Annotated in this window: 13 protein-coding genes and 1 tRNA gene; 6 read left to right on the top strand and 8 right to left on the bottom strand. The window is 64.5% G+C overall.

Annotation, left to right across the window (positions count from 1 at the left end; translation table 11 throughout):
- Nucleotides 1-44: 44 nt before the first annotated feature.
- Nucleotides 45-120, top strand: a tRNA-Lys gene (locus ASE13_RS05695).
- A gap of 258 nt (nucleotides 121-378) precedes the next feature.
- Here ASE13_RS05695 and ASE13_RS05690 read toward each other — a convergent pair.
- From ASE13_RS05690 to ASE13_RS05670, 5 genes are read right to left on the bottom strand one after another with little or no spacing between them, the layout of a single operon-like run.
- Nucleotides 379-687, bottom strand: coding sequence for a hypothetical protein (locus tag ASE13_RS05690; RefSeq protein ID WP_156404749.1), 309 nt, complete (start codon nucleotides 685-687; stop codon nucleotides 379-381).
- A gap of 47 nt (nucleotides 688-734) precedes the next feature.
- Complete coding sequence (locus tag ASE13_RS05685) at nucleotides 735-1,280, bottom strand: molybdenum cofactor guanylyltransferase (protein ID WP_056612556.1); 546 nt, start codon at nucleotides 1,278-1,280, stop codon at nucleotides 735-737.
- Entirely contained in the window at nucleotides 1,277-2,047 is a 771-nt protein-coding gene (gene fdhD / locus ASE13_RS05680; RefSeq protein ID WP_235536858.1) for a formate dehydrogenase accessory sulfurtransferase FdhD, read from the bottom strand. Before fdhD ends, ASE13_RS05685 begins: the two co-directional genes overlap by 4 nt.
- Before the next feature lie 5 nt (nucleotides 2,048-2,052).
- Complete coding sequence (locus ASE13_RS05675; protein WP_056612553.1) at nucleotides 2,053-4,341, bottom strand: FdhF/YdeP family oxidoreductase; 2,289 nt, start codon at nucleotides 4,339-4,341, stop codon at nucleotides 2,053-2,055.
- 17 nt (nucleotides 4,342-4,358) lie between these two features.
- Complete coding sequence (locus tag ASE13_RS05670; protein WP_056612551.1) at nucleotides 4,359-4,661, bottom strand: UBP-type zinc finger domain-containing protein; 303 nt, start codon at nucleotides 4,659-4,661, stop codon at nucleotides 4,359-4,361.
- Between the two features lie 422 nt (nucleotides 4,662-5,083).
- Here ASE13_RS05670 and ASE13_RS19745 point away from each other — a divergent pair, with 422 nt between their 5' ends.
- From ASE13_RS19745 to ASE13_RS05655, 3 genes are all read left to right on the top strand, one after another.
- Nucleotides 5,084-5,389, top strand: coding sequence for a hypothetical protein (locus ASE13_RS19745; RefSeq protein WP_156404748.1), 306 nt, complete (start codon nucleotides 5,084-5,086; stop codon nucleotides 5,387-5,389).
- Nucleotides 5,390-5,569: 180 nt separating this feature from the next.
- Nucleotides 5,570-6,292 (top strand): alpha/beta fold hydrolase, encoded by a 723-nt coding sequence (locus ASE13_RS05660; protein ID WP_235536857.1) that lies wholly within the window; start codon nucleotides 5,570-5,572, stop codon nucleotides 6,290-6,292.
- A 132-nt stretch (nucleotides 6,293-6,424) separates the two neighbouring features.
- Entirely contained in the window at nucleotides 6,425-9,469 is a 3,045-nt protein-coding gene (locus ASE13_RS05655) for a VIT domain-containing protein (protein ID WP_056612544.1), read from the top strand.
- Nucleotides 9,470-9,723: 254 nt separating this feature from the next.
- Here ASE13_RS05655 and ASE13_RS05650 read toward each other — a convergent pair whose 3' ends face one another.
- From ASE13_RS05650 to ASE13_RS19740, 3 genes are all read right to left on the bottom strand, one after another.
- Nucleotides 9,724-12,396, bottom strand: a complete 2,673-nt coding sequence (locus ASE13_RS05650; protein WP_056612542.1) for a TonB-dependent receptor — start codon at nucleotides 12,394-12,396, stop codon at nucleotides 9,724-9,726.
- A gap of 448 nt (nucleotides 12,397-12,844) precedes the next feature.
- A complete protein-coding gene (locus ASE13_RS05645; protein ID WP_056612540.1) occupies nucleotides 12,845-15,322 on the bottom strand; it encodes a TonB-dependent receptor in 2,478 nt (825 codons plus the stop codon).
- A gap of 279 nt (nucleotides 15,323-15,601) precedes the next feature.
- Nucleotides 15,602-15,775: an Hpt domain-containing protein gene (locus ASE13_RS19740; protein WP_156404747.1), complete on the bottom strand. Its 174-nt coding sequence runs from the start codon at nucleotides 15,773-15,775 to the stop codon at nucleotides 15,602-15,604.
- A gap of 164 nt (nucleotides 15,776-15,939) precedes the next feature.
- Between ASE13_RS19740 and ASE13_RS05640 the strand changes: the two genes are divergently transcribed.
- On the top strand, nucleotides 15,940-18,786 hold the full coding sequence (locus ASE13_RS05640) for a TonB-dependent receptor (RefSeq protein ID WP_056612539.1): 2,847 nt from the start codon (nucleotides 15,940-15,942) through the stop codon (nucleotides 18,784-18,786).
- A gap of 284 nt (nucleotides 18,787-19,070) precedes the next feature.
- Nucleotides 19,071-19,832: a FadR/GntR family transcriptional regulator gene (locus ASE13_RS05635; protein ID WP_056612537.1), complete on the top strand. Its 762-nt coding sequence runs from the start codon at nucleotides 19,071-19,073 to the stop codon at nucleotides 19,830-19,832.
- Nucleotides 19,833-19,834: the final 2 nt, after the last annotated feature.

Here is a 19,834-nt window from a genome sequence, read left to right as displayed (position 1 = left end):
ACGCGGCGGCGCACTCACCAAGAGCGCCGGAAACGCCCCGGAATGGACGCATAGCTCAGTTGGTAGAGCAGCTGACTCTTAATCAGCGGGTCCTTGGTTCGAGCCCAAGTGCGTCCACCATATTTTCTACCTGTATCTCAACACCTTACACGGCCCTGTAACGCCGAAATCAGCACGCCCTGCGCGGAGCTGTCGGGGATTTTGTACCATCGGCTTCCGTCCGGGCCTGTGAAGTCGAGATAGTATCGACCTGCGCGTTTCCAGAGTGCCATATTGCCTCCTTTTGAAAGGCACTCGGCTGCATTCGTGCGGCCACAGAATACCGCTCGCGAATCGCTGCTACAAAGATCGGTATCGATGAACTGAAGGCATCGACCTTCAACTGCGGTAGATCGTATAGCTGATGAAGTAGTACGGACTCTCAGTGCCCATGGTGGTGACCATCACTGCCATCGTGTGAGGCACGCCGACCACCGACAAACCGTGCAGTGTCGCAGCGGCGCCCAGGTTGGGCTTACCCGACAGGATCAGTGTCCCATTCTCGATGCGGAGGTTGATCGGTGCATTCGGCTCGAAGCGTAGCGGCATCGGTCCGCTTGGCAGTGAAAGGGCATAGGCGTTCGCGCCCGATGGAACCAGCACAGAGCCTTCGGCGGCTGCAGCCTTGCCGTTAACAAGCAATCCCATCGACGCCCTCCGTTTCCTTGATAAATTTGGATACGCGGCGCCCCCGCTCACCGGCGTATTGCGCGTCGCCATTCGAATGCGCCCAGATCGTCAGGCGTGTTGATGTTGCCGAGTTTGTGCACGAATTCGACCGGGGTCGCCGACACCGCCTGCGCCCAGGTAGTGAACGAACGATCGCTGCTCTCATCGAGCCAGGACCCCAGGTGTGCCGCTAGCGCGCAGGGCCAGAGGCCGACCAGCGGCAGATCGACGACACAGGCCGCCCCGGATTCCTGCGACAGGCGATCGTAAAGGTCCGGCGGCAGGTCGGGCGCGTCGCAAGGCGCACTGAGCACGGCGGCGAAGCCCGCCTCCTCCCCATATGCCAGGGCCGCGCAAAGCCCACCGAGCGGACCAAGACCAGCCTTCGGGCGATCCTCCAGCGAGGCCATTTCGCGATGCGTTCGGCCGCAAACGACAAGAGCATCACAGTGCGGACGAAGCGCATCTGCGACGTGCGCGAGGAGTGTCCGTCCATTGAGCACGGCCTCTGCCTTGTCGCTGCCGAACCGACGCGAGCGGCCGCCGGCAAGGATGGCGCCGAGCAGTTTCACGCGAGCGGTCGCAGCAGTGCGTCGGCCCGCGTCAGCACCCGCAATTCCAGCCCCGCCGCCCTGGCGCGCTCAAGCGCGAGAGCAGTGGGAGCGGAAATCGTCGCGAGCATGGGGCAATCCGACAAAGCGGCTTTCTCCACCAGTTCGTAGGAGCAGCGCGAAGTGAGCAAGGCGAAGCCATGATCCCAGGAGAGGCCTTCGCGCAGCATCGCTCCGATGAGCTTGTCGAATGCGTTGTGGCGGCCGACATCCTCGCGAACGAGGCGGATCGCGCCCGCCTGCGTGCAGGCTGCCGCGGCGTGCACTGCGCGTGTCGCCGCGCCGAGCGGCTGCGTCTCCTCGAGAGCGTGCAGCGCAGTGAAGATCGCCTGGTCCTCGCCCGCCCAGTGCGCCGATCGTGGAGGCAGCGGACGCAGCGCCTGTTCGAGGCTTTCCACTCCGCACAGTCCACAAGAGGAGTCGGCGGTGCGATGGCGGACGCGGTCCGAAATGCGGTGCGCCACGCGCTGCGACAAGGTCAGGCGCAGGACCGTGCCGTGTTCGAGCACATGCACTTCGGCGTCGAGCATATCGCGCGCATCGTCGATCAGCCGCTCGGTCAGGGCAAAGCCATAGCCCAAATCGAGCAGATCGCCTGGGCTGGCCATCAGCACGGCATAGCCAAGGCCATTGCACTCGATCGCGACCGGAACTTCCTCGGCGATCGCCCGCTCCCGCAGGTCGGCGCTGCCGTCGGCGCCGATCCGCTCGAATGCGAGAGTCCGCACGGCGGTCAAACCCGGATCCGAACGGGCACCGATTTCGCCGCGGGGACGTGGCTCTGCTCGGCATGATGCTCGACCGGCATCAGCACGTTCGCCTCCGGATAATAGGCCCCCAGGCAGCCGCGCGGGATGTCGTAGGGCGTGACGATCAGGCCCTCGCGCCGGCGAAGCCTGCCGTCCCCGGCGTCGCTCTCCAATGCAACGGTCTGGCCTTCGGACACACCCGCCACGGCCATGTCCTCGCGATTGATGAACAGTACGTCGCGCGTCCCTTTCACGCCGCGGAAACGATCGTGATAGCCATAGATCGTCGTATTGAACTGGTCGTTCGAGCGCAGGGTCATCAGCCGGAAGCGTCCCTCCGCATCGGCGAACCCGGTTGCGCTCAACCCGCTCGGCGCAAGGAACTCGGCCTTGCCGCTCGGCGTCTGCCAGATGCGTTCGGCCGCCTTGTTGCCTTTCCAGAAGCCGCCGGGCGTGAACAGACGCTTGTTATAGTCCTTGAAGATCGCCGGGTAGGTCGCTTCGATTGCGTCCCGGATCCGGCTGTAATCGGCGACCCAGCCGTCCCAGTCCACGCGCGGATTGGGCGGCAGGATGCGCTTGGCGAGCTCCGCAACGATGCGCGGCTCGGACAGAAGGTGCGGGCCGGCGGGTTTCGCCTTGCCGCGCGAACCGTGGATGCAGCTGGTCGAATCCTCGGTAGATACCGCCTGCGGCCCGCTTGCCTGCACGTCCTCCTCGATTCGGCCGAGACAGGGCAGGAGATAGGTGATTTTCCCGGCGAAGAGATGATTGCGATTGAGCTTGGTCGCGATCTGGACCGACAAATCGAGACGCGGCCAGGCCTCTTCCATCGCGGCGGTTTCCGGCACTGCGCGGAGGAAATTGCCGCCCAGACCGATGACCGCCTTGACCGATCCGTCGATCACGCCGCGACAGGTCTCGACGGTGTCGAGGCCCTTCTCGGTCGGCGGATCGAAGCCGTACAGCTCCTTCAGCCTCTCGACGGGCACCAGTTCGGTCTTCTCGGTGATGCCGACGGTACGCTGACCCTGGACGTTCGAATGGCCGCGCACCGGCGTCGGGCCCGCGCCGGGCCTGCCGATATTGCCGCGCAGCAGCAGCAGATTGACCACCATGCGGACATTCTCGACGCCCTTCACATGCTGGGTCAGCCCCATGCCGTAGATGGCCAGCACCGCCTTCGCCTTCGCATAGACCCGCGCCGCCTGCTCCAGCGCCGATCGGGCCAGTCCGGACTCGCGCTCGATATCCGCCCATTCCGCAGCGCGCGCCGCATCGGCGAAGGCATGGAAGTCATGCGTGTGCTGCGCGATGAATTCATGATCGAGGACCGGCGAGTCGCCGACCGCCAGCGCGGCATCGTCCCATTCGATCAGGAACTTGGCGATGCCGAGCATCGCGGCGATATCGCCGCCGGCCTTCACCTGATGATATTGGCTCGAGATCTGCGTCTCGCCGCCGATCACCATTTCGATCGGGTTCTGCGGATCGGTGAAGCGTTCGAGCCCGCGCTCCCGAAGCGGATTGAAGGTGATGATCTCCACCCCGCGCTTGCGCGCGCTGCGCAGGTCGTGGAGCATCCGCGGCGCATTCGATCCGACATTCTGGCCGAAGAAGAAGATCGCGTCGCACGCCTCGAAATCCACGAGCCGCGTCGTTCCTACCGGTACCCCGATCGCCGCCTTCAGCCCCACCGAAGTGGATTCGTGGCACATGTTCGAGCTGTCGGGCAGGTTCTGGTTGCCGAACATCCGCGCCATCAGCCCGTACATGTACGACGCCTCGAGGCTAGTGCGTCCCGACGAATAGAAAGCGACCGATTTGGGATCAAGCGGGCGGAGCGCCGCGCCGATAGCGTCGAACGCCTCTTCCCAGCTGCACGCGACATATTTGTCGGTGGCTGCATCGTAGCGCAGCGGATGCGTCAGCCGGCCGTGCTGCTCGAGATCATAATCCTTCCACTCGCGCAGCTCGGTGAGCGTGTGCTGCTCGAAGAATTCCGGCGTGGTGCGCAGCGTGGTCAGCTCCCATGCAGTCGCCTTCGCACCTTCCTCGCAGAATTCGGCGGGATGGTGATCGGCGGGCTTGGGCCAGGCGCAGCTGGTGCACATGAAGCCATGGGGCTTGTTCTGGCGCGCGAGCTGGAGCAGCGCATCGGGGGTGACGCGCTCACGCGGCAGGATCTCGGCGAGCGAGCGTACCGAGCCCCATCCGCCGGCCGGCCCGGCGAAGGGTTTGATTCTGGGCTTGTCCGAACGCTGCTTCGACATGACGCCTGTCCTTCCACTCAATAGTATCGCGGGATCGGCCCGCGTTGCGGCGTCTGGTCGGGCAGATCGACCTCGACCTCGTCGACATAGCACCAGCCCCAGCCCTCGGGCGGGTCATAGCCCTCGATGATCGGGTGACGCGTGGCGCGGAAATGCGCGGTGGCGTGGCGGTGCGGCGATTGGTCGCAGCAGCCGACATGGCCGCAGGCGCGGCAGATGCGGAGATGAAGCCATGGGCTGCCGATCGCGAGGCACTCCTCGCAGCCCTCCGCGCTCGGCGTCACCTGATTGATCGTTGTACTATGGATACACGACGTCATGCGTTCTCCCTGACTCTCCGGCGGCAGGACGGAGACCGTTACAGCATCCTGTCTGCCCGGACGAATTCGGCATAGCGGGTCAGCATGCCGTGCGGATAGCGGGCATCGACCACTGACGTGCCGCGCAACGACAGCTGGATCCAGTGGAGCCCGGCATCAACGACACGATGGTCTCGGCGATACCTTCGTCCAATCGTGCTCCGACCAATGGCGCGACATCTCGTGGTCGTCCCGCAACACCGCGAAGGGAAGCTTCGATGGCCCCCAGGGCCGACCGATACAAATCCGTCTGACGCGCCACACCTCGGCCTATTGGCGCGTCACGTTCGACTACCGCCGCTCAGTATCATGGGCCCTGAGATGGTCCGGCAATTCCAGCTCCTGATCGACGAGATCGAGTCGGACGACATGTGCGGGTGGTGGTGTTCGACAGCGCCGTTGACGGCGGATCGATCCATCCCGAGGCGATCCGGTTCGAACCTTTCGCGGCGTTCCCGGCTGGCGCGGAACTCGCCAAGGTTGTCGCCGACCCGACCAGGCCAGACCCCTATGTCGTCCGGGTAAAGGTCGCGGGCGGCATCAAGCTTCTGCCGCACACCCATCCGGAGGACCGCGTATACCTTGCGCACGTGACGCGCATTGAAGATGGCCGGGCGCGATCCGGACCGACTTCAGCAGCGACATGGTTCGTGATAATCCGGAACGCAACCGGAAGGTCGCGGCGGTGAGCGGGACGATATCGGCCTGAAGATTGCCGACCTGCTTCCCGACGACAATCGCCGGGTGAATGCGCAGCTGATCGAGCTCTCGGGCGGCATGGCGATCTGGAGGAAGCACGGATCAGGGAGGCCATTATGAACATGGATCGCAGGACGTTCGCAACTTCGCTACTAACGGGTGCGGCGGCTATGTTAACCGCACCCAGGGCGACCGCCCAGGGCACCCCGGCGCTGCGGAAGGCGAACAACGTCGTCCTCGTCCACGGATTATTCGCCGACGGATCGAGCTGGTCTGAGGTCATCCCGCACCTCCAGGCTCGGGGGCTGAACGTGACCTCTGTCCAGAATCCCCTGACGACGCTGGACGAAGCGGTTGCGGCCTGCCGCAAGGTGCTGGACCGGCAGGACGGGCCCACGGTGCTGGCGGGCCATTCCTTCTCGGGCATGATCGTGACCGAGGCGGGCGCCCATCCGAACGTCTCCGCGCTCGTCTATGTGGCGGCGCGGGCGCCTGATGCCGGCGAGGATTATGCCGCCCTCGCCGCCCGCTTTCCTGCGCCACCGGCCTCGGCGGGCATCGTCTATGATGGGGACGAGGGCCGTCTGTCCGAGCAAGCCTTCCTACGGGACTTCGCCGGCGACCTGCCCACCGCCAGGGCGCGCGCACTCTTCGCTGTCCAGCAGCCATTCCGAAGGGCACTGCTGAGCGGGCGCACTACCCAGGCGGCATGGCGCACCCGTCCCAGCTTCTACGCCGTCTCGACCGATGACCGGACGATCAACCCCGAGCTCCAGCGCTTCATGGCGGCGCGCATGGGGGCACGGACAGTGGAGGTTCGATCGAGCCATGTTTCTCTGATCTCGCATCCAAAGGAAATCACTGCTCTCATCCTGGACGCCTCCGGCCGATAGCGCGCTCTCGCGGCCCTGCCATGGGAAGTGGAAAGGCAAGGAGCCTATTCGGACCCACATCGGGCCGCCATGACCCTTGCGCTGTACGCCCAGTCGCATAGTCTCTCCAAACATAGGGTTCGGGGGGATCGAATGGGGTGGCACGCGAAATTCTCGCTGGCGGCGGGCCTGTTGCTGACAGTGTTTCCCGGCCCCGTCGCGGCACAGCTCAACCCGACGCTTTCCGAAGCCGAACGCGGCATTCGGAACGACGGGGACGAAGACGACGCGAAGCATCTGCGGATCGACGAACTGCTCGTCACCGCGCACGCGACCGGGCGCTCGGCCGACGTGACACTCGAATTGTTGCTCGCAGCCGACCCCGCCGAGCAGGAGCAATTCGAGGCGAAGCTGGCGCTGGCGCTACCGCCCGACGCGGTGGTTACCGGCTATGCGCTGAGCGTCGGCGACGCGATGATCCCCGGCCAGCTGCTCGAACAGCCGAAGGCGCGCAATCTCTATGAGGACGAGGTTCGCGCCGGGATCGATCCCGGACTGGCCGAAGTTTCGGCGGGCAACCGTTTCACCACGCGCATCTATCCGATCGACCGCGAGCATCCGCGACGGTTTCGCCTGAGCTTCGCCATGCCGTTCGATCCCGAGCGCGGCGTGGTCGTGCCGCTCGCGCGCGACGCCGCGATCGGCAAGACCAGCCTCGAAATTACTGTCGACGGCTATGACACCGCGCCAATAGTGCGCTTCGCGGGCGCGACGGTGACGCTGGCGCGCGACGGCCGAAGCTGGCGCGGCGGTGCAGCCGCCGAACGCCGAACGCTGCGCGACGGGCTGGAGATCGCGGGCGGGCCTCCCGCAACGCCGCTGATCGTCACGCGACACCAGAGCGGCGAACGCTTCTTCGTGATCGACGATTCCGCCAGGGCTTCTGCGATCAGGCCGGCGGGAAGGCTGCGCGTCTATTGGGACCGTTCGCTGTCGCACGGGCGCGACCGCACCGACCTCGAGACCGAAGTGCTCGCGCGCCTCGCCGACGCGACGGCACCGACCGCGATCGACCTCGTCACCTTCGCGAGCGACCGCCCGCAAGTCAGCACGCACCAGGATGTCGCCGGCCTCCGCAAGGCGCTCGGCGAAATCGTGTATCGTGGCGGCACTTCGTTCGCCGGCCTCGACGGGCTGAGCCTGGCCCCCGCCAGCCAATGCGTGCTGGTTTCCGACGGGCTGGTGACGATCGATCGCGGCGCCGAATTCGTCCCCGATTGTCCACTGTCGCTGCTGACGGCATCGAGCCAAGCCGACGGCGCACGGCTAGGACGCCTCGCCCAGGGTGCCTCCGGTCGACTTGTCCGGGTGCGCGAGGGTAAGGCCACGGAAGCGGCGGCCGCGCTCACCGGATCCGGCATGGCGGTCGCCGCGGTGCGCAATGCATCGGGGCGGCGAGTTTCTTTCCGCGCCCTCCCCGCCCCGCAGGGTGGCTGGCTGCTCGTCGGCCGCATGCCCGATCACGGCGGCGTTCGCGTGCGGCTCGGCGACGGTAGCGAACGCAGTTATGCCGGCGAGGATGCCGTGCGTGCCGATGCGCCCGGCGCGTTGTGGGCAGCGCAGCAGGTCCAGATCCTCGGCGACGATCCCGCGCGCCATCAGCCGATGGTCGAGCTTGCGCGGCGTTATCATGTCGCCGGACCGGCGATGTCGCTGCTCGTGCTCGAACGGCCCGACCAATATCTGCGCGCCGACATCGCGCCGCCACCGGGCTTCGCCGCGGAATGGATGGGCGAATATCGCGAGGCGAAGCAGGAATCGGACGAACAGGCGCTCGACGACCGGCGCGAACGCTTCGACTATGTCCTCGAGCAATGGAGTGAACGCAAGGCGTGGTGGAAGCGGCGCTTCGTCGTCGCACCACGGCCGAAGCCCCAGCCCGCGCCGGCCCCGCCGGTAGCCCCGATGGCGGCCCTCCCGCCGCCGCCCGCGCCCGAACCCGCGCCGGCGGAAGTGCTCCAGAGAGCTCCCGGCACCGTGCTCGACCAAGGCAGTGAGGTGACGGTCACGAGCGCGCGGATTCCCCCACAGGCAAACACCGTAGCGGAGTCGGTCTCCGCGGCGGGCTCGATCTCGGCTGAAGACGGGAGCGACGTGGTCGTCACCGGAACCCAGGCTCGAGAGGTCCCGGTTGCCCACGCCGATCGGCCGGATACCGAGGCCGCGGTGAAGGTCGATCTCGCCGATCTGATCGCCAAACGCCCCTATATCGTCGCGCTCGATGCCGCCGCCCCCGTGGCCCGACTGGGCGTGCTCTCCGAACAGGAGCGCGCTTATGGATCGGTGCCGAGCTTCTATCTCGACGTCGCCGAATGGTTCCGAAGCAAGGGGGACGAAGCGACCGCCGGGCAGTTGCTGCTCTCCGCACTCGAACTGCCGTTGAGCGACGACGAAACCCGGCAGATCGTAGCTTTCCGTCTCGAGCGCGACCGGTCGCACGATCGCGCGATCGAACTTGCCGAACAATTGGCCGCGGCCAATGCCGAATTCCGCCCGCAACCCGCGCGCGACCTGGCGCTCGCGCTGGCGGCGCGCGGGCGCAGCCGCGGCAATGGGGGTCGCGCCGATCTGGAGCGTGCGTTCAAGCTGCTCACCGATGCCGCGCTCAACCCTGCATCGGACGACTTCGACGGCTTCGAAGTGATCGCGCTGATGGAGGCCAATGCGCTGATCGCCGATATCGAGGCGGCGGGCGGCAGTTGGTCGCTCGATCCGCGACTGGTCGGCTTGCTCGACACCGACGCCCGGATCGTCATCGAATGGACCGCCGACGACGCTGACATCGACCTGTGGGTCGACGAGCCCAATGGCGAGCGCGTCTATTATGGCGACCAATTGAGCAGTGCCGGCGGCCAGATCTCGAACGACATGACCGACGGCTACGGGCCCGAGGAATATGCCATTCGCCGCGCGCCGCGGGGCGAATACGCCGTGCGGATCAACGGCTTCGACGCCGATCGGATCAACCCCAACGGCGCGGGACATGTCCTCATCCGGCTGACCCGCAATTTCGGACGCCGCAGTGAGGCGGAGACCCTGGTCGACGCCGACCTGTCGTTCCAACAGGGCGTGAACCGCGACGACGAGGATGAGGCCAGGCCGATCGCGACGTTGCGCGTCGCGAAGATCGGCGAGTAACCCTCCCAGGTTTCGTCGCGTCACGATTGATGGCGGTTCGCGGCTGAATGAATGGGCGCTCTGGGAATTTCCCGGGCGGCGCCGAATGGCGGGACTGGAGCGAAGCTGCCGCAACCGAAGAGATCACATCGAGGTGAGTGAAGGCGGATTTGCAGCGTTCGACGCCATACAAGCTGGACGTAACCGTTCCCTCACTTGGGTGATGCCGAGAGGCGATGCCTCGCTGCGCTCCCGGCGCAGCGAGGCAAAGCAGGTCAGAATGTCGCGCGGACGCCGAAATTGTACCGCGCGCCGGTATCCTGAAGCATCAGGAAGCGATCCTCGATGGCCGACCACTCGTCCACCCGCGCCTTGGTGACGTTGACGCCCTGAACATAGAGCTGGAAGTTCGGCGTCACATCATAGCCCAGATTGAAATCGAGCTGGCCATAAGCCGACCGGTTTCGCGGACGCGCCTGGTCCGAGCGGCAGGCCCGCAGATAGTCCGAGCGCCAATTGTACGAAACGCGCGCCGCCAGGCCGAATTTCTCGTAGAACACGCTGCCGTTCGCCGAATGGGGCGAAAGGCCGTTATAGCCGCAATCATAATCCGACAGCGTCGTGTCGCGATTGGCCTTGCTGTCGACGTAAGTATAGTTGCCGGCCACGCCGAAGCCCGAGGCGAAACCGCCCAGGAAATCGAACGAATATTGGCCGCCGACCTCGATCCCGCGGATATAGCCCGTCTGGCCGTTGCGCGTGCGGGTATCCTGGAACACCCGCCCGAACCGCTCGACCGGCAGCGTCTGGAGCTCGAGGAAGTCGCTCAGAGTCTTGTAGAAGCCGCCGATGCTCAGATAACTGACCGGTGACAGATACCATTCCAGCGACAGATCGTAATTGGTCGACTTGAACGGTTGCAGCGCCGGATTGCCGCCGCTCGACAAGGGCACCGACACGCGCCCGCCGAACGAATTGTCGACGCCCAGATCGGTAAGCGTCGGGCGAGTCACCGTCTGCGAAAAGGCCGCGCGCGCGATCAATTTGTCGGTCAGGTTCACCTTGAGGTTAGCCGAGGGCAGCGCGTTGACATAGCTGTTGCGGACCGAGACCGGCGTGGAATCGCCATATTGATATTGCAGCGTGTCGTCGCCGGGCGTGTTGGTGATGTTCACTACCGGCAGGGCAAATCCGCGCGACATCGTCTGCGTGCGGACGACGCGGATGCCGGCATTCCCCGACCAGTTCGTTCCGCCGAACTGCATGGCGATATAACCGGCCAACACTTCTTCCTGGACATCCAGCCGGCTGCCCAGATTCTCGCGCACGCCATAGGGACCGCCCGGCAATGCCAGCAGGCGCGCCGCTTCGGCGGCCTGCTCCGCCGCATTTCGTCCTTGCCGGGGCCGGGCGAGGTTCGCCGGATCGGAGAGGAAGGCGATTACCGCGCGGGGATCATAAGTGAAGAATTGCGCGGGCACATTCTCGCTGCCCGACACGCCCGACAGGAAATTGTCGAGCTTGAAGGGCTCGAGCAGCGACGTGTCCATCGGGATCTCGTACCCGCAATAGGCGCAGTTGCCGTCCTGGTTGTTCTGCGACCGGCGAAGCTTGCTGCGATCGGAATAAGAGAAGCCGATCCGGACCGCCTGCAATGGGCTGTCATGCACCTTGAATTCGGTGTCGAGGTGATATTCGGAGCCCTCATCCTCTACGCGATTGTCGTCGGCGGCAGTGAAATGCGCGCGCATCAGCGACGGATCGGTGATGTTGCCCGAATTGGACACGATCGGCAGGTCATTGCCCTTGTTCAAGTCGAAGCGCGGACTGGTCTGCGCCAGCGAGCCCACGACAACGAACATCCCCGGGGCGCGCTGCTTCGCGCGGGTGGTCGAGGCATCGAGCCGTACCTCTACATCCTCGCTCGGCCGCCATCTGAGATTGCCGCCGATCTGATAGGTCGTGGTCAGCCGGTCGCTGGGATTGACGATATTGTCGTTCTGGGAGAGCGACACCGCATCGGCCAGCGCCGGATTGGCGGCGAGGAATTGCTGCCCGGGGCGATTGAAACCGGTGACGGTGCCCTGTTCGTCCACTTCCATGCCGATATAGGGCGCGGAGAAGAAGTTCGCGAAGATGTTGCGATCGCTGAACACGTCGAACTTGGAATAGATGCCGTCGACGGTCAGCAGCAGATTGTCGGCCAGCTCCGCCTGGAAGGTGCCGGAGACGTTGATGCGGCGCCGACGGTCCAACTGACGGGCGAACTGGACATTTTGCGGCGTATGCACCTCGCCGGGCGTGGTGACGATCGCACCGGGCGTCAGTCCGGTCGAATCCGCCGTTCCGTCCACTGTCCGCTGCGGCCCGAACAGCCAGCCTTCGGTGCGCACATAATCGAGCTGGCTGTAGCGATCGGTATAGGACCCCGCCAGCACGATGCCGATCGTCTTTTCCGCGTTGGTGAAGGAGGCGACCGCCGACAGATCGGGACTCACCTTCTCGCGCAGCGTATCATAGATGCCGCCGGCCGACGCGGCGACGTGGAAGCCGCTGCGTCCCTCCAGCGGACGGGCGGTGACGATGTTCACGGTGGCGCCGATGCCGCCTTCCTGCAGCTCGGGCACGCTGGATTTGTAGACGTCGGTGCGCTGGATCATGTTCGACGACAGCACGTCGAACGAGAACTCCCTACCCGGATTGTCCGTCGCCATCACACGGCCGTTGACCAGCACCGTGTTGAATTCCGGCCCCAGCCCGCGGACCGTGATGAACTGGCCCTCGCCGCCCGAACGATCGATGGCGACGCCGGTGATGCGCTGGAGCGATTCGGCGATGTTCGCGTCGGGGAACTTGCCGACATCCTCGGCCGAAATCGTGTCGACGATCTGCTGGGCCTCACGCTTGATCCGGGCGGAGGAGGCGAGGCTGCTGCGGATGCCGGTCACTACGATTTCTTCGCCTTGGGGCGTTGTTTGCGTCGTTTCAGTCCCCGCGGCGGATTCTTGAGATGTGGTGGCCGCGTCTCCGGGCGACCCGGAAGCGGGTGGTGCACTTTGCTGCGCCAATGTCGGTGTGGAGATCGTCAACGCACTTACAAGCAAGCATGCCTTGAGCGACATCTTCATCATTCTCTCCCTTTTGCATCGCCCCCCTGGTGCCGGCCGCGATCACGCGATCGCCTTCCGCTCACGTCTCATTTATATGATTTAGGCTAGAGGCAGGCGGCGCCTTGTAAAGGCGACGAGACGCAACTGCGCCGCCCGTTTCCGGCAGCTTGTCGCAAAAGCGGCGGCCTGAGCGATTTATGCGAAGTCTGGCGCAAGAGTCGGCAAAGGCGAGAATTTCCGGCTGCTTCACCTGCGCCGGATAATCGCTTTCGGGGTCGAACTGCGATCAGAAGCTGAAGGCCGCGCTGAAGCGGAACGACCGTCCGAGGATCGGCCGTGCCAGGATCGGCCCCGATCCCTGCGAGCCGATGATGCGCGGATTGCCTTCGGTGAGGCCGATCTCGTTGGTCAGGTTGTTGCCGGTCACCTGAAGCTTTACCCGCTCGGCGACATCGACCGAGACGCCGGCATCGAGCTGGTAGAAATACGGCAGCAGCTGGTTGTTCTCCACGTCCGAGAAGCGATCGCCGGTATATTGCAGCGTCGCGAAGACCGAAGGCTTCACGCTGCCGAGATCGACTTCATAGGCCGGCGTCACGCGCCATGCCCAGCGCGGCTGGCGCTGGACGCGGTTGCCCGTGTTGTCGATCGTGCCGCCTCCCGTGAAGAAATCCTCGTACGTGCTGTCGAGCCAGGTGGCCGCGCCAGACAGGCTGAAGCCGGGGAAAGGCCGGATCGCGCCCTCGAGTTCGACGCCGGTGGCCTTGGCGCCGCCGATCTGGCTGAGCGGCACGTTGTTGACGAGCTGCGTGGTCGCGAGCCCGTCGAACTTGTTGTGGAACAGCGTGGCGTACAGGTTGACCAGCGGCGTCGAGATCTTGAGCCCGCCTTCATAGGTTTCGACCTCGGCGGTGACGGCGAGGCCGGTGTCGTTCGCGATGTCCGCGTCCGAAGCGTCGCGCAGATTGTCGAACTGCGGGAAACTATTGCCCCGGCTGTAGCGCGCGAACAGACCGATCTGGCGCGTAACGTCATAGTTGACGCCCGCGGTCCACGACCAGGCCGAATCCGAATAGTCGATCCGGCGCGGACCGCCGAACACCGAGACCGAATTGTCGTAGAGCGTGCTGGCATTGCCATCGAGATCGACGGCCCCACCCGGCGTGCGGATCGTTCCGCTCACCGTGTGCCGCTGCCAGCGCAGGCCACCGTCGACGCGCAGCTCGGGCGTGATCTGGAATTCGTCGACTGCGTAGAAAGCATAGTCGCTGCCGTCATATCGGCCGTCGACGATGAAGCCCGGCCCGCTGGTGAAGCCGTTGAGCGTGGCCGTCCGACCGCCGTTCAACGTCATGTTGAGCAGCCGCGCATTGGGCTCGCCGGTGAGCAACATCTGGTTGCCGAGCGACCAGCTGTCGCGCGAGGTGTAGTTGGCGTAATAGAAGCCGCCGGTCAGCTTGTTCGGGCCGGCGGTCCATTCGAAGCCGGTATCGGCAACGAAGGAGGATATCTTCTTGCGGACCTCCCAGACACCGGCGCGCATCACCGGTGTGGTCGCCGCGAGCGCGCCGCCGCCATTGACATAGCCGAGGCTCGCGACCGTGGAGCCTGCGCCGCCCAGCGTCACCGCCATGTCCGAAGCCGCGACCGGCGCCTCGGCCGGTACCAACCCGACCGTATCGGCATTGCCGCCGAGATAGCTGAGGCGCTCGCGCAGCCGGAAGCCGTCGGCGACCTCATAGTCGAAGTTGATGCCGGTGTTGAACACGTCGGCGCCGCGCCCGTCGGCGAGGTCGACGGTACGGCCGGCCAGATTGGTCGTGACGCGCGTCTCGCGCCCGGGAAGCGCCCCGGTGCCGGCGTCGAAGCCCGGATATTCGCTGATCTCGCTACCGTTCTGGACGATCGGGATCGGCAGCAGCCACTGGCCATGATCGTTGAGGTAGCGGGCATAGATCTCGACCGAGCCGCGATTGCCGAAATCGTGATGGACGTTGGCGGTGACCTGCCCGCCCTTCTCGGCGCGGTATTGCGGATCGCGGACGCCGTTGCCCTGGGCGTAATAGCCGCCGATCATGAAGCCGGTATCTTCATTGAGCGGTCCCGAGATCCAGGCGTCGCCGCGGATCTCGCCGAAATCGGTATAGGATATCTTGCCGAGCCCGTGGAATACGCTGCCTCCCGTCCGCGGCACGACGTTGACGGTGAGCCCAGGCTGGCCGTTGGAGAAGAGCGAACCCGTGCCGCCGCGCACCGCCTCGACCCGCTGCACGGTCTCATCGAGACGGATCAGCTGCGAATTCTCGAGGAACGACAGGGTCGGCGGCGGGAAGATCGGCACGCCGGCGAGCTGGAAGGTGACGAACTGCGCGTCGCCGCCGGAAGGATAGCCGCGCACGAAGATGTTCGCGCCGTTCTGCCCGCCGGAGCTCTCCGCCATCACGCCCGGGACGGTCCGCAGCAGATCCGCGGTGCTGTTGGGCGCGGCGCGCGCGATCGCTTCGCTGGAAAGGGTGGTAACCGCAAAGGCCGCGTCTTGCCGCCGTGTCCCGCCGCCGGCCGTGCCGACCACGACGATCTCTTCGCCATCGGTATATTCGGGGGCCTGCGCTGCAACGTCCGGTTCCGACCGCTGCGCCGCATCGGTGTCTTGCGTTGCCCGGGTGTCGGCGGCGGTCTGCGCAGCTGCGTAGTTCGGCAGCATCAACGCGGCCGGCGCGGCACCGAGAAGGAGCAGGCGCAGCGGATTCTGGAGCTTTTTCATGGCTTCCTCCCTTTCGTCGGCCTCCTGAGCATCGCTGGAGCCCGATCGTTTTCCTGAGGACCGATTTAACATTTGCCCGACCCGCCGTTCAATCGATGCGGCGGCGACTTGGCGGGATGACATGCACGCCTCGTCGCTTGCGGCGCTCGCATCGCGCAGGCGATACCGCTGTTCTTCGCCCCTCGACTGCGACGCGCCGCGGCGATGCCGGGCGCCTGAACAAAGGCATCGGGTAGCCGGCCGGCAAGAACCGATTCGCGCAAAGGACAAGGCCGCCGATCAGGTGGCCTCAGTGAGCGCCTCGATAGTCTCGCGAACCCTTGCCGGGCGCTCCCGCGGGCAGAGTTCGAGCGCGTCCTCCGGGTCTGCGGCCTTGGTCTCGAGCTCCGCCTTCTCGAACATCCCGGCAGAACCGGCGAGCTTGTGAAGCAGGCCGCGGAGCTGGAGGGGCATGGCGATATGCCGACCTTTTGCCTGACAATTTATCGGCTCGTAAGAGAAATTTCCCTTAGGCAGCGGCCCCTTTGAGAAATGCTCTTGACGTGAGCGCAATGTTTGTCAGACAAATAATACTAACGAGATGCCACAATCGGCACGACTCAGGAGAGGGGACTAATATGAAATGGCTTGCGCTTTATGTTTCGGTTGCGCCGTTGGCGCTGATGGCGCTTCCTGCATATTCTCAGACCGCAGTCACACCGACGACGCAGGACGACCCTGCTGCGGAAGAGCAAAGCGAGAAGGCTCCCGGCGACGGCGCAGAGACCGATCCCCGCGACATCGTGGTGACCGGTTATCGGGCCAGCCTCGGGAGCGCGCAGGCAATCAAGCGTAATTCCGATGCGATCCTGGACGCGATCGTCGCCCAGGACATCGGCAAGCTTCCCGACAACACGGCGGCGGAATCGCTTGCACGCGTTACCGGAGTGCAGGTGAATCGCTTCAGCGACGAAGTGAGCCAGGTTCTGGTTCGAGGTCTCCCCGATGTCGCAACCACATTCAACGGCCGCGACATCTTCACGGCCGAGCTTCGGCGTTCCCAGCTGCAGGATTTCCCTGCCGGCGCGTTGGCTGGCCTGGAGGTCTACAAGTCTGGCACGGCGGACCTGCTCGAACCCGGTCTCGCGGGCCTCATCAATGTGCGCTCGCGCCGTCCGTTCGACTTCACCGAGAGTTTCGTCGTCGCCGGCGGCATTCGCGGCACGTACAATGATCAGAGCGGCAAGTACGACCCCCTTGGGAACATTCTGATCAGCGCCCGCGCAGATAGCGCCATCGGCGAGATCGGCGTGCTGGTGAATGCCTCCTACAGCCAGGCGCAATATCGCAATGCGGTGCGCTGGGGAGACGGTTGGATCACCGGCCCCAGCGCCGGTACGACGATCCAGCCTGCGTCCGTCGGCCGCGATTTCCGCATCCCCGGGGCGGTTGGTGTGTATAATGACAGCGGCAAGCGCTGGCGCCCGGCGGTCAATGCCAGCGTCCAGTGGAGGCCCTCCCCCAATCTCGAAATCTATTACGACTTCCTCTACCAGGGCTATCGCGGGCGCGGCGCCAACGATTGGTGGCGCACACCGTTGATCGACGGCAATCCGACGCTGACCGACATCGTCTTGCGTGAGGGCAAGCCCGATCAGGTAGAGAGCCTCACCAAGGTCGGCGGCTTCCGCCCCGAAGCGTATCGCAGCACCAATTCCGCCTTCACCAACACCTATCAGGCTGCGGGCGGCATCAAATGGAATGTCGGCCGCGCCAAATTATCGACCGATCTCGCTTATACGCGAAGCGAATATAGCTCGGACGAATGGAGCTTCGACTCCTCGCTGTTCAGCTCTCCGACAGCCGAGGTCCAATTCTTTGTCGACAATGGCGTGTCATGGGATTTCAAGGGCTTCGACGTCGAAAATCCAGCCAATTATCGCTGGCGTGGCTATTATGAGAGTATCTACCGCGTGAAGGGCAAGGGGTGGCAATGGCGGGGCGATCTCGACCTCGACACGGACATCTCGTTCCTGCCGAAATTCCAGTTCGGCGTGCGGTGGACCGATCGCGACGCATCGCTCAAGCGCGGGAACCGCTACGCATATACTGAGTCGCTCAACATTCCTCTTGCGAACACTCCGGCAGGTGCACTCGAGCTCACGCCGGACGCGTTCCGCGGCAACCAGGGCTTCACCAGCTGGCTGATGCCATCACGTGAGGGCATTGCCGGCAACGCACCCGAGCTGCGGCAGTTCGCCTATCAGGCGCTGCAGCAGATCGTTGCGGCCAATCCCAATGATGCGGGCTACCGCGATGCGCTTGCCCGCTTTTCGACCCCCACCGTCCAGCTGGATCCACGCGCCGCCTTTTTCGCGGAAGAGCAGACATATGCATTCTATGGCCAGACCAAATACGAATTCAATTTAGGCAGCTTCCGCGTGGACGGTTTGATCGGCGCTCGCGTGGTCAACACCGTGGGCCGATACAGCGGTTTGTCGAGCGTCACCTTTGATGGCGTCACCCGTAGCGAGCCGCGTGTGACAAGGGCGAACTATGTCGACGTGCTTCCGAACTTCAGTCTCCGCATCCGCCCGGACGACAAGCTGCAGCTCCGCTTCGGCGTGACGAAGACCCGGACCAAGCCTGAATTCGGGCAGCTCAATCCGGCGATATCGATTTCCCAGAACACCGCCACCATTCCTCCCGGCGGCATCGTTCCGGACACGCGCTTCGCACTCGGGCTTCAGGGGCGCCCCAATGCCTATGGCAGTGGGGGCAACCCGGACCTGCAGCCCCTCACCTCGACCAACTACGACGCCACGGTCGAATATTACTTCTCGCCGACCGCCTCGTTGAGTGCAGCGGTATTCTACCGCGATCTGAACGGCTTCATCGCGAACTACGTCAATCGTACGCTCGATCCCGTGTACGGCCTCATCGAGATCAACCGGCCCGAAAACGCCGGGGCAGGCAGGATCAAGGGCGTCGAGGTTGGCGGTCAGACCTTCCTCGACTTCCTGCCCGGCATCCTCAGCGGCTTTGGCGTGCAGGCGAACGTGACCTATCTCGACGGTGAGCAGCAGTACCCTGCGAACCTGTTTGCCAGTGTAACAGGCTCCAACGCAGAACCTCCCTTCGTCAAGATCCCGGGATTGTCGAAGTGGACGTACAATATGGCCCTGTTCTTTGAGAAGGGCAAAATATCTTCACGCCTCTCCTTGAACAACCGCGCGTCTTTCCTGAACGGTAATTTCGTCAACGCCCAGGGAGTTTACCTGGGCGAGGGAACCGAAAATATCAACCGCCTGGATTTCTCGTTCAACTATACGCCAATCGAGGCGGTTACTCTTACTTTGGATGTCGCCAATATTCTGGCAAAACCTTTCAACAACTACGCGCAATATGCGGAAGATCGTTATTATCCGCGCGATATTCGTGACGAGGGTCGCTATTTTGGTGTAGGCGCCCGGTTCCGTTTCTAATTGCTTGCCTGGTCGAAGGGGCGGCCCGCCGCCTCTTCGACGAACTCACCGGCAAGCACTAGGGCGCCGACGTACCCCAGGGTGAGCCGACCGACTGCGCGACGCACGCGCCACGAGGATCAAATCCCGCCCGCCTCTTCCCCATTATTGTCAGACAAGGTGGGCATGTCCCATTGTTGCTGCTCAGCAGCTCCTCTTGCCTGACAAAAGCGCGCGTTTCCGTAACGTCGGGGTTGCCGCGGTGGCGTCTGCAGGCCTAAGTTCGCGCTCCTCGGGAGGGTGACATGACGGCGGGCAAGCGCGGGCGACCTGCCCATATTTCTCTGGCACAGCAGCTCGGCGTCTCGATCGTCACGGGCTGCAACGGGCCCGGCACCATTCTCCCCGGCGAAGTCGAGCTGGCCGAGAAGTTCGGCGTGTCGCGCAGCGTGATACGCGAATCGCTGCGGATGCTGTCCGCCAAGGGCCTGGTCGAGAGCAAGCCGAAGGCGGGAACCAAGGTCCGCGATCGCCAATTCTGGAACATGCTTGATCCGGAAATGCTCGGCTGGATGTTCGAGGGCGCCCCGCCCCTTCCCTTCGTACACAGCCTGTTCCAGCTGCGCATGATCGTCGAGCCCTCGGCGGCCGAGCTGGCGGCGCTGGGGCGAAGCGCGCGCCAGCTGTCACGCATGGGGCATGCGCTCGAAGAAATGGCCCGGTATGGGCTGGCAGACGAGCTCGGTCGCGCCGCCGATCAACGCTTCCACGCGCTCATCCTCGAGGCGACCGGCAACGAGCTACTGGTCAGCCTCTCGGCCAGCATATCGGCCGCGGTTCATTGGACCACCTTCTTCAAATATCGCAGCACCAAGAAACCCAGCGATCCGATGCCTCAGCACCAGGCATTGTTCGAAGCGATCGCCAACAGCGATGCGCCGGCGGCGCGCGAGGCGACCGCGGTGCTCGTCCGGCAGGCCCAAATCGACACCGAAGTAGCGATCGAGGAAGAAACCCGCCGCGCGGCCGCAACAGCGAAGGGCAACGGGCACGCGGCACGCGGCTAGGC

The sequence above is a fragment of the Sphingomonas sp. Root241 genome (assembly GCF_001428865.1).
In the GTDB taxonomy this organism is placed as follows: domain Bacteria; phylum Pseudomonadota; class Alphaproteobacteria; order Sphingomonadales; family Sphingomonadaceae; genus Sphingomonas.
Note: the sequence above shows the minus strand (reverse complement) of the source record. Positions and strands in the feature narration are given on the sequence as shown.

Excerpts from the sequence above, each read along its gene's own strand:
- ASE13_RS05690 (WP_156404749.1), bottom strand. The coding sequence starts at position 687 with ATGGGATTGCTTGTTAACGGCAAGGCTGCAGCCGCCGAAGGCTCTGTG.
- ASE13_RS05675 (WP_056612553.1), bottom strand. The coding sequence starts at position 4,341 with ATGTCGAAGCAGCGTTCGGACAAGCCCAGAATCAAACCCTTCGCCGGG.
- ASE13_RS05670 (WP_056612551.1), bottom strand. The coding sequence starts at position 4,661 with ATGACGTCGTGTATCCATAGTACAACGATCAATCAGGTGACGCCGAGC.
- ASE13_RS05660 (WP_235536857.1), top strand. The coding sequence starts at position 5,570 with ATGTTAACCGCACCCAGGGCGACCGCCCAGGGCACCCCGGCGCTGCGG.
- ASE13_RS05655 (WP_056612544.1), top strand. The coding sequence starts at position 6,425 with ATGGGGTGGCACGCGAAATTCTCGCTGGCGGCGGGCCTGTTGCTGACA.
- ASE13_RS05645 (WP_056612540.1), bottom strand. The coding sequence starts at position 15,322 with ATGAAAAAGCTCCAGAATCCGCTGCGCCTGCTCCTTCTCGGTGCCGCG.
- ASE13_RS19740 (WP_156404747.1), bottom strand. The coding sequence starts at position 15,775 with ATGCCCCTCCAGCTCCGCGGCCTGCTTCACAAGCTCGCCGGTTCTGCC.
- ASE13_RS05640 (WP_056612539.1), top strand. The coding sequence starts at position 15,940 with ATGAAATGGCTTGCGCTTTATGTTTCGGTTGCGCCGTTGGCGCTGATG.
- ASE13_RS05635 (WP_056612537.1), top strand. The coding sequence starts at position 19,071 with ATGACGGCGGGCAAGCGCGGGCGACCTGCCCATATTTCTCTGGCACAG.